The 19,769-nt window shown below is 27.8% G+C and carries 17 protein-coding genes; 4 read left to right on the forward strand and 13 right to left on the reverse strand.

Annotation, left to right across the window (positions count from 1 at the left end; genetic code table 11):
* Positions 1-20: 20 nt before the first annotated feature.
* The 6 genes from IC175_RS04415 to serS form a co-directional block, all read right to left on the reverse strand.
* Positions 21-1,622, reverse strand: a complete 1,602-nt coding sequence (locus tag IC175_RS04415; RefSeq protein ID WP_227434386.1) for a GGDEF domain-containing protein — start codon at positions 1,620-1,622, stop codon at positions 21-23.
* Between the two features lie 356 nt (positions 1,623-1,978).
* Positions 1,979-3,235: a serine hydroxymethyltransferase gene (gene glyA / locus IC175_RS04420; RefSeq protein WP_227434385.1), complete on the reverse strand. Its 1,257-nt coding sequence runs from the start codon at positions 3,233-3,235 to the stop codon at positions 1,979-1,981.
* Positions 3,236-3,421: 186 nt separating this feature from the next.
* On the reverse strand, positions 3,422-4,510 hold the full coding sequence (locus IC175_RS04425; protein ID WP_227434384.1) for a hypothetical protein: 1,089 nt from the start codon (positions 4,508-4,510) through the stop codon (positions 3,422-3,424).
* 285 nt (positions 4,511-4,795) lie between these two features.
* On the reverse strand, positions 4,796-5,494 hold the full coding sequence (locus tag IC175_RS04430; RefSeq protein ID WP_227851173.1) for a response regulator: 699 nt from the start codon (positions 5,492-5,494) through the stop codon (positions 4,796-4,798).
* A gap of 128 nt (positions 5,495-5,622) precedes the next feature.
* Complete coding sequence (locus tag IC175_RS04435; RefSeq protein ID WP_227434382.1) at positions 5,623-7,116, reverse strand: histidine kinase; 1,494 nt, start codon at positions 7,114-7,116, stop codon at positions 5,623-5,625.
* Between the two features lie 198 nt (positions 7,117-7,314).
* A complete protein-coding gene (gene serS, locus IC175_RS04440) occupies positions 7,315-8,586 on the reverse strand; it encodes a serine--tRNA ligase (protein WP_227482072.1) in 1,272 nt (423 codons plus the stop codon).
* Positions 8,587-8,956: 370 nt separating this feature from the next.
* Here serS and IC175_RS04445 point away from each other — a divergent pair, with 370 nt between their 5' ends.
* Positions 8,957-9,499, forward strand: a complete 543-nt coding sequence (locus IC175_RS04445) for a helix-turn-helix domain-containing protein (RefSeq protein WP_227434380.1) — start codon at positions 8,957-8,959, stop codon at positions 9,497-9,499.
* Between the two features lie 180 nt (positions 9,500-9,679).
* Here IC175_RS04445 and IC175_RS04450 read toward each other — a convergent pair whose 3' ends face one another.
* Positions 9,680-11,278 carry an amidohydrolase gene (locus tag IC175_RS04450; protein ID WP_227851174.1) on the reverse strand — a complete coding sequence of 533 codons (1,599 nt, stop codon included), beginning with the start codon at positions 11,276-11,278 and terminating at the stop codon, positions 9,680-9,682.
* Positions 11,279-11,675: 397 nt separating this feature from the next.
* Between IC175_RS04450 and IC175_RS04455 the strand changes: the two genes are divergently transcribed.
* The gene (locus tag IC175_RS04455; protein WP_227482071.1) at positions 11,676-12,602 is read left to right on the forward strand and encodes a carbon-nitrogen hydrolase family protein; all 927 of its coding nucleotides are present in this window, start codon (positions 11,676-11,678) and stop codon (positions 12,600-12,602) included.
* Positions 12,603-12,801: 199 nt separating this feature from the next.
* On the opposite strand, the gene IC175_RS04460 is transcribed toward IC175_RS04455, so the two are convergent.
* Complete coding sequence (locus IC175_RS04460; protein ID WP_227482070.1) at positions 12,802-13,797, reverse strand: YhdH/YhfP family quinone oxidoreductase; 996 nt, start codon at positions 13,795-13,797, stop codon at positions 12,802-12,804.
* 120 nt (positions 13,798-13,917) lie between these two features.
* Here IC175_RS04460 and IC175_RS04465 point away from each other — a divergent pair, with 120 nt between their 5' ends.
* Both IC175_RS04465 and rbr read left to right on the forward strand, forming a co-directional pair.
* Positions 13,918-14,355, forward strand: coding sequence for a MarR family winged helix-turn-helix transcriptional regulator (locus IC175_RS04465; protein ID WP_227434376.1), 438 nt, complete (start codon positions 13,918-13,920; stop codon positions 14,353-14,355).
* A gap of 86 nt (positions 14,356-14,441) precedes the next feature.
* Complete coding sequence (gene rbr, locus IC175_RS04470; protein WP_227434375.1) at positions 14,442-15,029, forward strand: rubrerythrin; 588 nt, start codon at positions 14,442-14,444, stop codon at positions 15,027-15,029.
* A 395-nt stretch (positions 15,030-15,424) separates the two neighbouring features.
* Here the strand turns inward: rbr and IC175_RS04475 are convergent, their stop codons facing one another.
* From IC175_RS04475 to IC175_RS04495, 5 genes are all read right to left on the reverse strand, one after another.
* Entirely contained in the window at positions 15,425-16,756 is a 1,332-nt protein-coding gene (locus IC175_RS04475; RefSeq protein WP_227434374.1) for an MATE family efflux transporter, read from the reverse strand.
* The gene (locus IC175_RS04480; protein WP_227434373.1) at positions 16,749-17,183 is read right to left on the reverse strand and encodes a MarR family winged helix-turn-helix transcriptional regulator; all 435 of its coding nucleotides are present in this window, start codon (positions 17,181-17,183) and stop codon (positions 16,749-16,751) included. The genes IC175_RS04475 and IC175_RS04480 overlap by 8 nt, the downstream gene beginning before the upstream one ends.
* Before the next feature lie 203 nt (positions 17,184-17,386).
* Entirely contained in the window at positions 17,387-18,007 is a 621-nt protein-coding gene (locus tag IC175_RS04485; RefSeq protein WP_227434372.1) for a YhbD family protein, read from the reverse strand.
* A 7-nt stretch (positions 18,008-18,014) separates the two neighbouring features.
* The gene (locus IC175_RS04490; protein WP_227482069.1) at positions 18,015-18,785 is read right to left on the reverse strand and encodes a polymer-forming cytoskeletal protein; all 771 of its coding nucleotides are present in this window, start codon (positions 18,783-18,785) and stop codon (positions 18,015-18,017) included.
* Between the two features lie 39 nt (positions 18,786-18,824).
* Complete coding sequence (locus IC175_RS04495; RefSeq protein WP_227851175.1) at positions 18,825-19,667, reverse strand: hypothetical protein; 843 nt, start codon at positions 19,665-19,667, stop codon at positions 18,825-18,827.
* Between the last annotated feature and the right edge of the window lie 102 nt (positions 19,668-19,769).

A 19,769-nucleotide genomic window follows, 5' to 3' on the forward strand; every position in this document is an offset into this window, starting at 1 on the left:
GTTCAAGTGCTACATTATAGTTATTCATTATGCACCTCTTCCATAGCAATTATTGATTTAGCATTATTTCTACCATTATTCTTTACATCATATAGTGCTTTATCTACTTCATCAAATAAATTAAGTACATCAACTTTAGTTGAAACTGTCTTATTACCATATCCAATTGACAATGTTATTATTTTTTCACATCGTGAATGTATATGTTCAAGACTTTTTTCTTTTATTGCTTCTTTTACTTGATTAACATATTCAGCCATTTGTTCAAAATTCAAATCCCAGCTAAGACAAACAAATTCATCACCACCATAGCGAAAGACTGCCATTTGTTCATTTGCCTTTTCTTTCAAGCTACTTGCTACTTGTTTTAATATTTCATCACCTTCCAAATGACCATAATAATCATTGTATTCTTTAAAGTAATCAATATCAAATATTGCAAGACCAATATTAGTATATCTATTACTATTGAGAATTTCATCTTGCTTAATATTAAAATAATAACGATTGTATACATTAGTCAATTCATCATAATTTACAAGGTCATATAATTCTTCTAATACTTTTTTTGATTGAGTATACTTAGTATAAGTGTCATTCAATTCAATTTTTGCACGTAAACCTTCTACTTTTAATAGATTTACTTGATTTTGTGCTTTTAAATATAAATCATAATACTCGTGGTAATGGTAATATAATTCTTTTTTTGTCTCAAATTTCTGTGAATACTTAATATTCAATTTACATAATTTCAATAAAGGCTCTGGTTCATCTTCTTTTATTAGCTCTTGTAAGGATTGTAATAATTCACTTGATTTTACTTTGTTTTTGATAGATATCATTGCTTCTAATGCATTCATCAAAAATTCTATGAGATAAACACGATTTGGAAAAGTCATAAGTCCATCATTCTGCATTTCCTGTAGATAATATAAACTCTTTTCTTGATTCTGTATCTCTGCATAATAAAGCAAATATGCATAATCAACATATATTTTTAAATCTTTCTCTTCGAAGGGAAGTAAACTCAATTCTTCAATAGTTGATTTCATCAATTCAAGCTTACCTAATTTTAAATATATATTAATGAAATTAATTAACAGCATTCGCAGAAAACGTGGCTTCGTATCTGGCAAAGAACGCAATACTTCCATTGATTTATCTAAATAGAACAGTGCTTCATCATATAATTCATAGTCCAAATAATAAGCACTAATATTCCCATAATTTATACCAATGCGATGTCTGATGTCTAATCTTTCAGAAACATCCAATGCTTTTAAAGTGTATCTAAATGCAGACTGTTTATCATATGAATTTAAAGAAAGTAAACTACACAGTGCATAAAATTTTTCTAATAATTCACTTGGATTCTTTTCATTAATATACTCTTGTGCATACTCCAACTCTTTTGATACGCATTTCATATTTGATTCCACATAGAAATAATAATCGGCACGCCATACATGTCCAAAAGCCACACTTTGCCAATCTTTACTTTCTTTTGAAATCGAAATCAGTTTATCACAAATCCCACAAATAACATCATCGTTCACATTAATGTTTTCATGTATTTTTCTCTTTAATTCCTCAATTTCACACAAAACGTAGTTTTCAATCATGGCATTACTCCAAATTTATTTTTTACAACATTATAACACACAAGTGCGGCTTTCCACAATGAGATCTACATTTGTGTATCATAAGTATTAAATAGACTATACTGCTGTCCATTGTTGGCAATAACATACCTATTTTCCTCTTATATCAATGGTTCACAGTTTTTTAAGATTTTAAATAAACTTTCATTTAAATTATTACATAGATTAGGAGTTCTTAGAAATTCCATTTTCTATTTTTCTACAAAAAAAGGAGATGATTCAAAGTTTTATTTTGAGGCATCTCCTTATAATAATTATATATTATTGGGTTTTATGTTATAGGCTTTATAGGTTGTGAGCTATATAAATCAATATACTTAATCTTCAAAATATCCTTCTGGATATAATGGGAATTTAGCTATAAGTTCCTGAGCTTCTACCCTACATTCATCTAATACTTCTTTATTATCAATATTTTCTGCTACCTTATTCATTATTCCTGCTATTTGCACAACTTCTTTTTCTTTAAGACCTCTTTGAGATATTGATGTAAGACCGATACGAACGCCACTAGTTACAAATGGTGATTGTGGGTCATCAGGTATAACATTTTTATTAACCGTTATTCCTACATATTCAAGAGCCTTTTCAAACTGCTTTCCTGTCAAATTTTTACTTCTTAAATCAACCATTACTATATGATTATCAGTTCCACCACTTACTATACTAAATCCGTGAGAAATAAGTTCAGCTGCCAAAGTTTTAGCATTTACTACTACTTGCTCCATTATTTTACGAAACTCATCTGTCCCTAAATACAATAGCGAAAACGTTTTCGCTGCAACTGTGTTAAGATGTATAGAACCTAATGTTCCTGGGAAAACACCTTTATCAAGTTTCTTTGCATGTTCAGCTTTACAAAGCACAATACCACTTCTTGGTCCACAGAAAGTTTTTGTTGTAGATGAAGAAACAAAATCTGCATAAGGTACAGGACTAGGTATTACTTTTGCTGCCACCAAACCTGCAACATGAGCCATATCTACCATAAAATAAGCTCCTACTTCTTTTGCAACATTTGATATTCTTTCATAATCTATCAATCTTGGATATGAACTCGCTCCTGCAATTATAAGTTTTGGTTTACACTCTTTTGCCTTCGCTTCAAGAGCATCATAATCTATACGACCAGTATTTGAATCTACACCATAAAATTCATATTTATAAATATCATGTAAGAAGTTTACTGTACTACCATGTGTTAAGTGTCCCCCTTGGTCAAGACGCATACTTAAAACAGTATCATTTGGCTTTAATATTGCTGAATATACACAATAGTTAGCTGTAGAACCTGAGTAAGGCTGTACATTTACATGTTCTGCTCCAAATATTTCTTTTGCACGTTTTATTGCTAGATTTTCAAGTTTATCTGCTTCTTCAGAACCTGCTTGGAAACGTGCTCCTGGATAACCTTCTTCTGTTTTATTTGTAAATACACATCCACTTAATTCAAGTACTTCTGTTGGTGCTGTACTTTCAGAAGCTATCATCTCGATATTATGCTCTTGTCTAACCAATTCACCAGCTACAATTTCGTATAACTCTGGGTCTGAAATTCTTGTTGTTTTTAACATAATAACACCTCTTCTTAATTTAATTATTTTTATAAATTTAATTAATTTTTATTTATATTTATATTCTACTATAATATTTTAATTAATTATATTATCAAAATTTGCAATTTATTTAACTATTTTGACTTTTTTATAATTTGTATTACAATAAGAAATTTTCTCAACTATCAATTATCCTAACTATATTTATTCCTGACTTTGAGTTGATTTTTCTCTACATGTAATTGCCCTATATACCATGCAAACTAAAATTAAAAGTCCCATATAACCTGTGTATGGATATAAAATATTTACTAGCTTACCAAATGGTAAAAAGCCACCAATACAAGCCAAAATAGCTACTACTGTTGTAACTAATTTAAATTTAGGGTGTTTGTCTTCAACAATTCTATTAGTCACAGACCATAAAAGTGGAACAGCAGTTGTATAGATACCTAATATAAGTGCAACTGAGAAACATACACCTACAATAGGAGATATATTATCTGCTAGATAAAGGGATGGTATCTCTTTCATATACAGGTTACCTATATCTGAAATCATAGCTAGATACATAACTATACCAGCAGTCATAAAAACTACACCACCTAATAATCCTCCCCAGAAAGCATCTTTTTTATTTTCAACAGAAGCTCCCATACCTGTTAAAAATACAATCATTACAATTATATTTAATGTATTGTAAATTACACCTGAAACTATTGGGCTTCCTGATGCTTTTGTAACTTCAATATTTTTCATTGCCTCTCCAACAACAGGTAATCCATCTAAGTGCTTAAATAAACTTATTAATCCAACTGCAATAGTAAATACTGCTATTACTGGTCCAATGCGCCCAAGTATATTTACTAATTTTTCAAGCCCCATGGATACTGTGATTAGTGTAGCAATAGACATTAATACCCTTCCTAAATAAGGATTTATTCCATAATATTCAGTTAAAGTTGAACCAGCACCTGAAATCATTACTATCAGAATTCCAAATAAAAATATTGGACTAAACCATTCATAAAATTTTCCTAGAATCTTTCCACAATAAAAAGTGTAAATTCTTGTTGGCTCTTTAAGTTTTAACTCTCTCCCCCTTGTTATGACTTCAACACCAAGAAATGAGAATAGTACCATCGATATTAATGCTCCAATCAATCCCATATATCCTTGGGATGCAAAAAATTGGAGTATTTCTTGACCAGTCGCAAATCCTGAACCTATTGCTGTTGCTAAATAAGCACCTGCAATACAGATAACATTTTTAATATTTACTTTGTCTGACATATCAACTTACCTCCATTATAAAGTTACCTTCTTTAACAAATATAAATTTACAGCGAATTTAAATGAATATTCTGTCTTTTTGGAATAATATTTAATTCACTTTTTTTATTTTGTATATTTTTTAATTTTTATTTATATATATTTTTTTATATATATAGGTACATCTTTTATAAGGTTCAATGTTATTAAATATGTTTAAAGCGCTTTAATTTTTGTTATTAATTAAAGTATACTTATCCAGACATTTTCAAACAATTATCTATATTGACTTTTTATTTATCAATTTCAATTTTTAATATTCAATTTATAAACTTTGGGTGTCATCCCTTTTTCTATCTTAAAATTCTTATAAAAGTTATTTAGACTGTTATATCCAACTATTTCCGCAATCTCATTTATACTTTTTTTTGTATTTTCAAGCAATTCTATAGATTTTTCTATTCGTATATGATTTAAATATGATATAAAGGTAGTATTCAAATTACTTTTAAAAATCCTAGATATATTGGATGGATTAGTTAAAAATAATTTAGCACAATCATTTAATTTTAAATCCTCACTATAATTTAAATTTATATACTCTAGTATTTCATTTAACAAATCATTGCTAGTATACTGATAACCAATAATCTTTTCTACAGACCTAGTAAACTCCTTCAAGTCTAGTGGTTTAAGAAGTATATCTTTTACATTTAATCTTAAAGCTTTTTGGGCATATTCAAAATAATCAAAGGCAGTTATTACTACAAATTTTATTTTTTTAGATATGTGAGATGTTCTTTCTATTACTTCCAACCCATTATATATCGGCATCTGAATGTCTATAAATACTATATCTGGCTCTAAACTAATTATCTTTTCTACTGCTTCGTCACCAGAAGTTGCTCTCCCAACAATTTCTATTGGCATATCTTTCATCTTTATAAAATGTGTTATTATTTTTAAAACAGCTTCTTCATCATCTATTATTAGTGCTCTTCTCATGAGAATTCCTCCCTTTTAGCTTAATGATGTACAAAAAAGTAAGATGTAAAAAATAATATAGAAACATCTAATATATTTCTTTATACTGATAAAACTTATTAATTTTATCTAAGTTTTATACATATTCTTTATTCATTTTCAAGAGGGATTTTAATAATTATATAAGTACCTTCTTTACTATTTGATTTAATATTCATCTCAAAATCACTTCCATAAGCAGATGTGAACTTTGTATATATTAAAGATAGACCATGACCATTATTACTATGAATACCTGTTTTCACTTTTTCAATAGTACCTTCATCCAAAATAGTTCCATTATTACAGATTTTTATAACAGCATACTGACAATCTACACTTGCAACTATTTTAATTTGCTTTTCTTTATCAATATCTCTAAAACCATGTGTAAAAGCATTCTCTACAATAGGTTGAATAAAATTGAAAGGTACAGAAATCTTATATAACTCTTTGGGAATAACATATTCAACTTTTAATGCATTACCATAACGTAACTTTTGCAAATTTAAATAATTTTTAATATATAATATTTCAGCTTCTAATTCTACAAACCTTAAATCCGACCTCATTGTATATCTAAACATTTTAGACAAATCTATTATTGCACTATATAAATCATAGCAACCATCATCAAGTGCTATACTTGCCATTGAATTTAAAGTATTAAATAAAAAATGATGATTTATTCTCAAATTAGTAACCGTATCCTGTGCTACCTTTAGATTCATTTCAAGTTGTTCTCCATAGTGATATGTTCTTGCAATAGTTTGTTCTTTCTCTTGTAAATCTTTTCTTATATCATTAAATGAACAAAAATTTATTATGTTTTTAGATATTTGCTTTAATAATCTTTTTATGCTTCTAGCAGCACCTTCTGGAATATCATATAAATTACTATGAGTAGTATCTAGATTTAAATCAGATAACAATACATATCCTCCTCGAATAACTCCAATACTATTGTTCTTGTATAATATTGGAATATTATATATAGTTATCCCATACTTACATATGAATTGATTGCTACTTTTTTGATTCATACAATCGCAATTTTTAGGAAACTTCATAGGGTTACACTTTTCAAAACAAAATAATGGAAAATATGGATTTTTTAAAACTATGTTCCAAGAATCATCATATATAATCAGTGGAATTTTAAATGGATCAATAAACTGACCACGAATTGATTCTACTGCTGCATATAAATTTAAAGTACTTTCACTATAATTTATTAAGGTCTTTTTTAAATCGCTATTAGGATTGATTTCTATAACTTCACTTTCTCCTATATTTCCTACATTATTTGAAACAATAAGTTCTTTTATTGGTCCATCTCCTGTATTTATAGACTCATGTGTGCTACCAGATTCTATGTAAAAAATCATACCTTGCGAAAATGGCTTCCAAACTCCATTTATAATATATAACCCTTCTCCTTCTAAAATATATATCATCTGTTCTTGACCATAATGAACATGATTAAAATGTTTTTTACCTGGCATAGTAACTGCGATATATATATTCATAGCTTGTTTTGGGTTATTCTCATCATAAGTATGTTTCCATTCAATATATCCCCACTCAGTATTTTGAATTTTCATAAAAAAACCCTTTCTGTTTATAGATTATTTATATTCATTTACCCTTAAATAAATTATCAAATAAAAATGTGCACATACTCTTTCATATGATAGCTATACTATATCAATATTCATTAGTTTGTACACATTATTATATTAATTATTATTTTTTAATTATTTATAGCTTACTTTATTATTTAAAAATATATATCTTAATTGTTATTTAATAACAGAAACACCCATATATGGTCTTAAAACTTCTGGAACTATTACAGAGCCATCTGCTTGTTGGTAATTTTCCAATATAGCTGCTACACTTCTTCCAATAGCCAGTCCAGAACCATTTAATGTATGTGCATATTCAGCTTTAGAATTTTTGTCTCTTTTAAATCTTATTCCAGCTCTTCTGGCTTGAAAATCTTCACAGTTTGAACAAGATGAAATTTCAACATATCTGTTATAACTTGGCATCCAAACTTCTACATCATATTTAAAAGAAGCCGTAAATCCTAAGTCACCTGTACATATTTTTACTACTCTATATGGTAAATTTAATAATTGTAGCATATTCTCAGCATTATTAGTTAATTTTTCTAATTCATTGTAAGATTCTTCTGGAGCTACTATTTTTACCATTTCTACTTTATTAAATTGATGTTGTCTTACCAAACCTCTTGTATCCCTTCCAGCAGAACCAGCTTCTGACCTAAAACAAGGAGTATATGCTGTATAATTTATTGGTAGTTGCTCAAATTTAAGTATTTCATTAGCATGTATATTAGTTAAAGGAACTTCTGATGTTGGAATTAAAAAGTAATCTAATCCTTCTATTTTGAACATATCCTCTTCAAACTTAGGTAGTTGTCCTGTACCCAAAAAACTATTTCTATTTGCCATAAATGGTGGAATAATTTCTGTGTATCCATTTACTGTTGTATTTGTATCTAGATAAAAATTTAATAATGCCCTTTCTAATCTAGCTCCTAATCCCTTATAAAGAGTGAATCTTGAACCAGTTATTTTACCAGCTGTTTCAAAATCAAGTATACCTAACTCAGTCCCTATTTCCCAATGAGCTTTAGATTCAAAATCAAAATTAGACGTCTTACCCCAAGTTCTCACCTCAACATTATCTTCATCGGTTTCCCCTTGTGGTACTTCTGAATGTGGTACATTTGGAATTCTCATTAACAAGTATTCCATTTTTTCCTCTACATCTTTAAGGTTTTGGTCTATAACTTTAATCTTGTCAGATAACTCTTTTAGCTTAATTTTTTCATTTTCTACATCTTTACCTTCTTTTATAAGATTTGGTATATTTTTAGATGCAGTATTTAATTCGTTTTTCATAACCTCAACTTCTTGAAGAATTTTTCTTCTTTCATCATCTAACTTAACTACTTCATCAAGATTAAAGGCTTTTTCACCTCTTCTTTCCATTGCTTTTTTTATACAATCTAAGTTTTCTCTTATTCTTTTTATATCAAGCATTTTTTCCTCCTCAATACTTTAAGATTGGATGTTATCTCTTAATCTCAGTTAACTTTGATAATAGTATATTTGCTTAAGGTTAAGAAATCTTTTTCTGTCTTATCCGAACCTATTATTTTTATTTAGTTATATTTTACTCACTTTTTTACATATTGTCAAATTATATTTAATTAAATTAATATAATTTAATTTTTCATCATTAATCTTACTTTTACTTTCATTATAATTATGCTAATTTTAGCAATCAATTATCTATTTTGACTTTTTTTTTATCAATCTTATATAATTATCAATTTTCATATAAATTTTTTTACCTTATGATATAATTCTTTATATATTCTTTGTCAGATGTTAGAATAGGAGGATTTTAATGAGTAATTCAAGTATAGGTAAAAAATTGACTTTATGTAGAAAAAAACAGAACATTAGTATAAAAGATTTATCTAAATTAATTAAAGTTACACCTTCTTTAATTAGTCAAATAGAAAAAGGAAGCGTAAATCCATCCATAAATTTTTTAAAATCAATTTCAAATGCTTTAAATGTACCATTAATTACTTTTTTCGTTCCTTCTATTGATGATTCAGAATTAATTGTAAGAAACAATCTTAGAAAAATAGTAATTTTTCCAGAATCAGAAAATATTTTATATGAAATGTTATCCAATAATCCATTTAATAAATTCGAATTTGCCATTATGAATTTGTCCCCTAAGTCTTACTGTAAAGAAAAAAATGGGCATGCTGGAGACGAAGTTGCTTATATACTTAAAGGAAGTGTTGAACTTAGTTTGGAAGATGATATATTTGAATTAAATGAAGGTGATAGTGTAAAAATACCTTTTGGTATGAGACATAAATGGGGAAATCCAAGTGAAGTTGAAAGTAAGGTAATCTACATAGTTGTGTCCTAAAAACACAAATTTTCAAGGTAGAATTAATAAAATTATGGCAATGAACCTTTAGACCTAATAAGCTAGCCCTTCAGTCACATATAATATTATTTAACTCTACCTATTTTATTAGATTTTATTTTTACATAATATTTTTTATACAATACTTTTACATAATATTTAAAAGAATATAATTCATATCTATTTTAATGAATATAATACTTCCCCTTCTACTATTGTTTGTAAAACTTTAATATCTTTTATTTTAAGAGAGTCAACAGTAAGTGGATTTTCATCTAGTATTATTAAATTAGCTAGTTTACCTTCTTTGATTGAACCCTTTTTATCTTCTTCAAAATATTGATATGCTGCATTTATAGTAACACCTTTTAAAGCTTCTAATGGGCTTATTTTTTCATTTTCACCTATCAATACTCCTTTTTTTGTAATTCTATTAACAGCACACCATATTGTTTCAAGCATATTAGGTGCTATTACAGGTGTATCTTGATGTAAAGTATAAATTAAACCTTTTTCTATAGTTGTTTTAATTGGACTAATCTTAAATGCTCTATCTTCCCCAAGGTTTTTAATATGAATATCTCCCCAATAGTATGTGTGAGCTACAAAGTATGAGGGTATCATGTTTATTTTTTCCATTTCATCAATTTGGTCTTCTCTTACAATTTGAGCATGTATCATCACAGGTCTCATATTATCTTTAATATTTTTTCCTGTTATAACTTTTTCAAATAAGTTTATCAACTGGTCTGCCGCTGCATCCCCATTACAATGAGTTAAAAGTTGCATTTTTTCTTCTACTGAAATGTTTATAAATTTCTCTACTTCCTCATCTTTATATATAGAATACCCACGATAACCATCTTCTGAATTTTCATATGGTTTCGTTAACCATGCTGTCTTTCCTTGAGGAGAACCATCTAAAAATATCTTATATCCTCCTATTTTAAATCTATTTACATATTTCTTTACAAAATTTTTATTATCATCTTTTACAGATTTACTATTTTTTAAATCTACATATCCTACAATATCTATTTTTAGTCTATTTTGATTTGACATTAGTTTTAAGAGATTAAATTGATTATCTGCCATTAATCCCTCTTGTGCTGTTGTAATACCATAACTTAAATAAATATCTTGTACTTTTTCAATTAGATTACAAACTTCATCTAATGATGGTTGTTTTATTTTAGATGATACTTTAAAAAAGGCATTTTCCTCCAAGTATCCATTTGGCTCTTTACTCCCTTTGACTCTGCCTATATGCCCTCCTTCTGGGTCTTGTGTTTCATGAGTAACACCTAATTTTTTTAATCCTAAAGTATTTGCAACTCCCATGTGACCAGAAGCATGTGAAATTAGTATTGGATTTTCTAAAGATGCACTATCTAATAAATCTTTATCTGGATGAATATTTTCTTCTAAAAAATTGTTATCATACGAAAAACCAATTATCCATTCACCCTTTTTTATATCATTTGAATCTTTAAAATCTTGTATTTTCTTTACTATATCTTTAAAGCTAGTTGCATCTTCTAAAGGAACTAATCTTAGGGTAGTAGCAAAAGCTGTCAAATGACTGTGTGAATCTATAAAGGAAGGCATCAATGTTTTACCCTGCAAATCTATGACTTCTGTTTCATTATTTTTTAAAGCTAGAATTTCTTCTTTTGTTCCTATTTTTTTTATTATTTTATCTTTTATAAGAATAGCATCTCCACATATTGAATCTTCCATTGTAAGGATATTTCCATTATAATAAATTTTTTCTTTCATAAAGTTCTCCTTAAATTGTCTATTTTGATAAATTTATTTTAGTATTTTATAATTAATTATTCGTATTTCATTAAGCTTATTTTTTTTAATATTAACTAATATTAATATATGAAAATCTCATTTTTAATTATTGTTCGCCAAGAAATAAATACTATTCATTACAAATATTATAATTTAATAGTCATAATATTGATGTGAAAAATTAATATTATATGTTAATAAAAAAAGTACTTAATATGAATTATTTTTTTGTATAATTGTAATTTGCTAAATCATGATGTATCATTTTAAATATACAGTTACATCATTATTTACAAGATAAGATACTTTTTTCTCAAATAAAACCTGATGTAATCTGTTCAAATCAACAAATTCAAATATTTTTTAGGAGGTTTTTATGAACAAAGAAAATAAAAATGTAAGAATTGCTGTTGTTCAGGCATCACCAATTATAATGGACTTAGATAAAACTGTTGAAAAAGCATTAGAATTAATTAAAGAGGCTGGTAGAAAAGGGGCAAATATAGTAGTTTTCCCAGAAGCATTTATACCTGCATATCCAAGAGGACTTTCATTTGGATTTGTTGTTGGAAGTAGAACAATGAAAGGTAGAGAAGATTGGAAAAGATACTATGATAATTCTGTACCAGTACCTAGTGCTACAACAGATTTATTAGGAAAAGCAGCCCAAGAAGCAGGAGTATATCTATCAATGGGAATAACAGAAAGAGATGGAAACGATATAAATTGCACTCTTTATTGTACAAACTTATTTTTCTCACCAGAAGGTAAACTTATTGGTAAACATAGAAAACTTAAACCTACAGGAACAGAAAGATGCATTTGGGGTGAAGGTGATGGAAGTACTCTTACAGTTGTTGATACTCCATATGGGAAAATGGGTTCATTAATTTGCTGGGAAAACTACATGCCACTAGCTAGAACAGCTCTTTATGCTAAAGGTGTAAAACTTTATATAGCCCCTACTGCTGATTCAAGAGAAGAGTGGCAATCAACTATGAAGCATATCGCTTTAGAAGGAAGATGCTTTGTTATTGGATGCAATCAATATGTTGAAAAAAATATGTACCCAACTGACCTTAACTATTATAAAGAACTTGATGCAGAACCAGAGATTATGTGTCCAGGTGGAAGTTGCATAGTTGACCCTTTTGGAAAATATGTAGCAGGCCCTATTTTCAATAAAGAAGAAATATTAATAGCTGATTTAGATTTAGAACAAATAGTTCTTAGTAGACTAGATTTTGATTCAGAGGGTCACTATTCAAGACCTGATGTATTTGAATTAATTGTTCACGAATAGTCTTTTTATCCAAAATCTTTACATAAACTTTTTACATAAAAATCAAAATGAGATACTCTTAAATAAAATAATTTTAAGGTATCTCATTTTTTATTTTATGATTTGATGTTATAGTTTTACATTAAAACTTACTTAACTATATATTAAGAACCAATTATATATTCAGAATCAGTTAACTTAACTATAAACCTAACCTTCACTACAATCCTAAATCAACTACTGTTCTTCCTACATGCTTTCCTTCTATTATTGAATCTATGCTTTTACTCAATTCATTTAATGATACTACAGTTACCATGTCATCTAAATCTTCTAGCTTCCATTCATTTGACAATAAGTCCCATATTTTTAATCTCAAATTCATTGGGCAATCTACAGAATCTATACCATATAAAGTAACACCTTTTAATATAAATGGATATACTGAACTTGTAAAATCAATTCCACCTGCATTACCACATGTTGTAACTGCTCCACAATAATTAGTTGTCTTTATTGCTGTTGATAAAGTATTTCCTCCTACTGTATCTATTACTCCAGCCCATCTTGGTCTAAGTAGAGGTCTCCCTGAATTATCATCTACTTCTGATCTATGTATAACATCTTTAACACCTAGTTTTAATAATGTGTCTTTTTGTTCTTCCAATTTTCCTGTTGAAACTGCAACTGAATATCCCAATTTAACTAATATTTTAGTTGCAATCACAGCAACTCCTCCAGTACCACCAGTAACTAGTACATCTCCCATATCTTTGTCTACAGTATTTACAAATTTATATACAGATAAAGCTGCTGTAAATCCTGCTGTACCATAATCCATTGCTTCTTTTAGAGAAAGATTAGTTGGAAGTTTGACAACCCAATTAGAAGGAACTCTTATATATTCTGAAAATCCTCCAGAGGTGTTCATTCCTAAATCATAACCTGTTACCAAAACTTCATCTCCAACTTTAAAATCATCACAACTACTAAATTCTACTACACCAGATGCATCTATTCCTGGAGTATGAGGATATTTTCTAGTTACACCCTTATTTCCATTTGCTGAAAGTGCATCCTTATAATTTAGTGAAGAATATTTTACTTTTATCAGAACATCTCCTTCTGGTAGTTCATCTATATCTCTTTCGATTATATTTCTCTTAAAACGTCCCTCTTCTTCTGTAATATATAGTGATTTAAAATTTTTACTCATAAATTTCCTCCCAATACATTTAGTTTTATGTTAAACTAATTATAGTTGAAAAATAGTTTTATGTCAAACTACTTTTTATTTCAAAGTACCTCAAATAATTTAAAGATTGGAGATTAATTTATGGAAGATAAATATATTATACATTTTATAAGTAAGACAAAAGCTAATATGCTTAAATTCATTGAAAATAAACTCAATAAAAACGGTTTAAATGAATTGTTGCCTACACATGGAAATATACTCACTGCACTTTATGAAAATAATGGAATACTTACAATGAAAGAAATTGCAACTAAAATAGGAAAAGACAAATCTACTGTTACAGTATTAGTTAATAAACTTATAAGTCTAGGATATATAGAAAGACAAAAGAGTGACAATGACAAACGTATTACATATATAAAACTTACAAAGAAAGCAATGCTAATAGAGGATACATTCAATAGTATTTCATCACAAGTTAAAGAAACAGCCTACTGTAATATCACAGAAAAGGAAAAGCAAGAATTTCTTAGAATTTTAAAAAAAATCAATAATAATTTCAAAAATGCTGACTAAATTGAGCATAATTATATCTAGTTTTGGAATAATAAATAAAAAGAATCAAATATTGTAAAAATTTATTGTTAATAGAGAGGTATAATATGAATTTAAAAGACAGTAAAACTAAAGAAAATTTATTGAGAGCTTTTGCAGGTGAAAGCCAGGCTAGAAATAGATATAATATTTCTGCATCTGTAGCAAAAAAAGAAGGATTATATATAATAGAATCTTTATTTAATTATACTGCTGACCAAGAAAAGTCACATGCAAAACAATTTTTTACTAAATTAAAAGAATTTGCTGGAGAAAATATAAGTATATCAGGAGCATATCCTGTAGATTTATATGATAAAACAGCTCAACATCTTAAAGCTGCACAACATAATGAGCTTCAAGAGTGGGATGATGTATATAAAAACTTTGGAAAAACAGCACGTGAAGAAGGTTTTGAAGCTATAGCTAAATTATTTGAAAATATAGCTGAAATAGAAAAAGTTCATGGTGATAGATTTGGTAGATATGCTACTGATTTAGAAGAAGGTACTTTATTTAGAAGAAATGAAGATATCCAATGGATATGTACAAACTGTGGACATATTCATATTGGTAAAGAAGCTCCAAAAGCTTGCCCTGTTTGTCTTCATCCACAAGGATATTTCTTGGACTTTAAAAATTCATTATTTGAATAAGTAAAAATAATCTACTGTATTTAAGCAATTTATTATATTGATACTATCTAGTTTTATAAATATTAGATTATTCTAATATGAAATTATATTATAAAAATGATATTATCCATTAAATACAGTATTCTAAAAGTATAAAAAAACTTGAGAACTAATTTTACCACTTATTTAATATTTATCAAAGACTTTTATACAATAAAAATAAAGAGAAGCGCAATTATTAAAAATGGCACTTCTCCTTTTGTTGTTTCAATTTGTCATTGAATTTATATCCTACACCACATATTGTAACAATATATTTCGTATTGTTGGGGTATACTTCTATCTTATTTCACAACTTGCTTTTTACATTCTTATCTGTTGTAGTATGAGTAATAGGATTGACCTTAATTAAGGTTTTATTTACAATAGCCATAATGTTTTTTTCTAATCAAAAATAAAAGAGAAATAAATAATCCTAAAAATTCTGCAACAGGGACAGCTATCCAAACTCCTATTTCTCCAAATATATTTGGAAGAATAAGAATAGCACCTAAAATAAAAATAAACGTTCTAGAAAAGGATATAATAGCTGATGTTTTCCCATCAGAAAATGCTGTAAACATTGCAGAAGAAAAAATACCAAATCCCATAATCACAAAAGCTAGAGAATAGAAGGAAAAACCATAAAGTGTAATATTGTAAACATCACTGTTAATTGAAGTAAAAATAGTCAATGACTTTGTTATAGTCAAATGAATTAAAATATTCGATACTATTGAACTAATAATCAAAAATAATATACTGTTCTTAAATATATCTTGTAGTTGCTTTTTATCCCCATGTCCATATTTAAAACTGATAATTGGAGCTATTCCATTGGAATAGCCAAAATAAATAGCTGTAAAGATGTATTGGAAATACAGGATAATTGTTATAGAAGCAACACCATTTTCACCATAATATTGCAAAAAAGTATAGTTAAACATAAATGTTGTTACAGCATTTGCTAAGTTTGTTACCATTTCCGATGACCCATTTGTACAAGAACGAAAAAGCACATTCCAATTTAGTTCTGGTTTTACAAAGTGCAGAGGATTATTTCTTGCAAAAAAGAAATAGGCTAAACCTACAATTGCAGGAATACAATAACCTAATCCAGTTGCAATCGCTGCACCAGCAATACCCATATTCAATGGAACCATAAAGATATAATCCAGCACAATATTCACAACTCCAGCTAACAACGTAACAATCAGACCAAGTGTTGGTTTACCAGAAGTAACCAGAAAAGTCTGAAATGCTGTTTGAAGAAAAAATGCAGGTGCAAAGCTAAAAAGTATTTTAGCATAAGTAATACACAAAGGAGCTTGTATTGAACTTGCACCTAAAAACAAAATAATTTCATCAATAAACAAGTTTCCAATAATAGCAATAAAAATACCAATCAATATTTCTACAATGATTAAGAAACTCAAATTTTTTCTTGCTTCCTCTTGTTTTCCTTCCCCCATCTTTCTAGCAACTATAGCACTTCCACCTGTTGCAACCATGATTGCTACAGCCATTTCAAAACTGATAGCTGGATATACCATATTCGTAGATGATAATGCTATTGTACCAAGCAAACGAGAAATAAACATACCATCAACAATAATGTACATAGATAAACTAATCATCATAATAACATTAGGAATTGCAAAAGATAGTAAAGAAGTAAATGTAAATTTTTTAGCTAATACATTATCCATTTTTAATTTCCTCCTTTAACAATTCATAGTATGCAGTATTACAAGCAATAAGTTGATTCCATTTTTCATCTCCTAATTTTTCAATAGCCTTTTCTTCCATGCTATGAAGTGGTTCTAATATTGAATCAGTAAATTGTTTTCCACTCTTTGTAAAAGAAACCAGACGCTCTCTTTTATTTTCAGAATTAGACGAAATAGTAATATATCCCTTCTTTTCAAATTCCATCAAAATCCCATGTACCGTCTGTTTAGGTAAAGCCCACCACTCACAAATTTGCTTTTGCGTACATACCTTATACTCATCTAAAGTATATAAGATAACTAATGCATTATAATTTAAATCATGTTTTTTAGCCCATACCCTGTATAAATCTAAAGTTCCACTTAAAACAGCATTTACAAGTTTAATTTGTTCACGAATTTCCATAATATCCCTCCCATATAAAAGTCCTAATTAGTACTATTTTAGTATAGTACTAATTAGGACTATAGTCAATAGAATATTTAAACTCTCAAAAAAATGTAGTATTTAAGAAAATTTATAGAAAAATAAAAACGCACACTTTTGCATTAGTGTGCGTTTTCTACATACTTAAATCCTAACTCTTCTCCTACATAATAAGTAATCTACTATGATAACTTAATACTTATATCATTTATTTCTTTCATTAAGTCAATTTCAACAATTTTAACTACATCCTTTTCAAATTTTACTTGTTTATAATCCAAGCATCCTATTACAAATGGAACACCAAACTTCCTAAACAAATAAATTCTTCCATTTTCATTGTATATTGATTTAAAATTTTCTTCTATTATATTTACTATTAATTTTAATTCTTCAAATGTTATTGTGGATTTAACTAAAAATTTCTCTATTATACTCAATATAAGCAATTCCTTTTTGCCTATACTCTGTTCTTTTTTATATAAATTTTGAAATATTTCTTTTGTGTAATTACATATAGCTTCCTTCTCTAAAATAAAGTCAATGTCAAACTCTTTATTGGTATCTTTTTTTGTAAACATGTTTGCAATATCATCAAGAGATGTATCTTCTTTCATAGATAGTATTAACTCTATTCTTTCTAGTATTTTATCTCTTGGAAAAAACGTCTCTTGACCTGTAAAAGCTGATTTTTTTATAAACCATTCTTCTGGTATTATATTTTTTCTTTTCCATCTATATAGCTGCCCATAAGATATATTAGTTTTGCTTAATAAATCTTTCTTAGATATCAATTCTTCCATAATTTTTCTAGCCCACCTTTGTACTGTTTTTTACACTCGAATTATCTGAAACTAACAACTTGTCACTGTATTCAATATTTTCAACATCACAATTGCTTACTAGGGATATGCTTTTTCCTCGTATATCCTTTATTGAAACATCTTCTAATTCAATAGAATCTCCCTCTATCAAATTGCATTTAAATTTGCCTGAAAAAATGTTAATAAATTTAATCCCAAATGTAAAAATATCTTTACTTCTACCTATTTCTATATTAGTTGCTCCTATCTCCTTACAATAAGAACCTCCTCCTGAATAGATATATATGTTTTCTCCATTTAAAAGACCATCACATTTTATTGCTCCATGAACCTTTATATCTTCACATTCTATATTTTCTTTATTTCTCATTTCACCATAAACTTTTATATCCTGTGCATAAATACTTTCACTTACAATTAATTGACCTTTTACTGTAACATTATTACACTTTAAATTTCCATTAATTTTCTGTTGAGCAGTTATAATCAAATCATCTATTTCTGCATCTCCATCTATACTAAGTTGCCCATTAACCCTTACACGTTCAGCTTTAAGACTCCCTTTTATAGTAGCTTTTCCATTTACTACAAAGTTTTTTATACTAATATCTCCATCAAACTTTACATTTCCAAATACATTTACTTCATTACATTTTATATTTCCTTTTGACCTAGCACTTCCCATAATTTTTATACTTTCATATTCTCCACTATTGATAAATCCTTCTCCAAGTATTTTTATAGTTCCATTTTCCATATCATTACCTCATTTTAAATTTTATTTTAAGCCTAAATATTACTTATCTTTATTTAGATTTACTTTTTCATTATTTAGACTTACTTTTCCATTTACATTCTTTATTTCAACAACTATTGAACTTTCATCAATATCTATGTTTTCACTGTACTCCAAACTCTCTATATAACAACCTTTGCCTATGTTAATATTTTTACCTCTTACAATTTTAACTTCACTATTTTCTAAACTGATTTCATCTGCTTCTATAACATTTGCTAATAATCTACTTTCTGTATATTTTTTAACTGACAGTAGACCTAGATTTCTAAGATTAGAAGATGCCTTTTCAAAATCTCCACTCTTTTTTTCAGCTCTATAAAAGCTTTTACAATAATCGCCATGTCCCTTTTTTATATTTACACTACATGCACCAACTTCGTTTAGATTAGAAGTTCCATGCAAACTTATCTTAAGTTCTTCACAATTTAAAAATCCATTACAATCCAAAATTCCACTTAAGTCAACACTTTCGCATTCTATGCTTTTATTGATTTTTAGACATCCTTCTCCGCTAATAATATCTGACTTTAAGTTTCCTCCAACATTGATAATTCCTCCAGACTTAACTTTACTTGAGTTTATGTCTCCAGTACACTTAAGAAGTCCAAATATTGTCACTTGTGATGCCAATATATTTCCTTCAATTTTACTCAATCCTGCTGTAAAAAATTCATTACATTCCGTTGTTCCAATCACTTTTGCTGAACCTGAAGAATCAAATTTATTACATTTTATATTTCCATCTATTTTTCCTGTACCTGCTATATTAACTTCATCAAAAATTCCACCTTTACATTTTCCCATTCCATTAAAATTTAGCGAACGTAATTCTCCATCCATAATGATTTCCTTTCAATAACTTATTTTGTTCTTGAATATAATATAACAAAACATTGTTACGTTGTCAAGTATAATAATCTCGATGAATAAAACAATCCTCCT

Origin of the sequence: Clostridioides sp. ES-S-0123-01 (genome assembly GCF_020658415.1) — a bacterium.
In the GTDB taxonomy this organism is placed as follows: Bacteria; Bacillota; Clostridia; order Peptostreptococcales; family Peptostreptococcaceae; genus Clostridioides.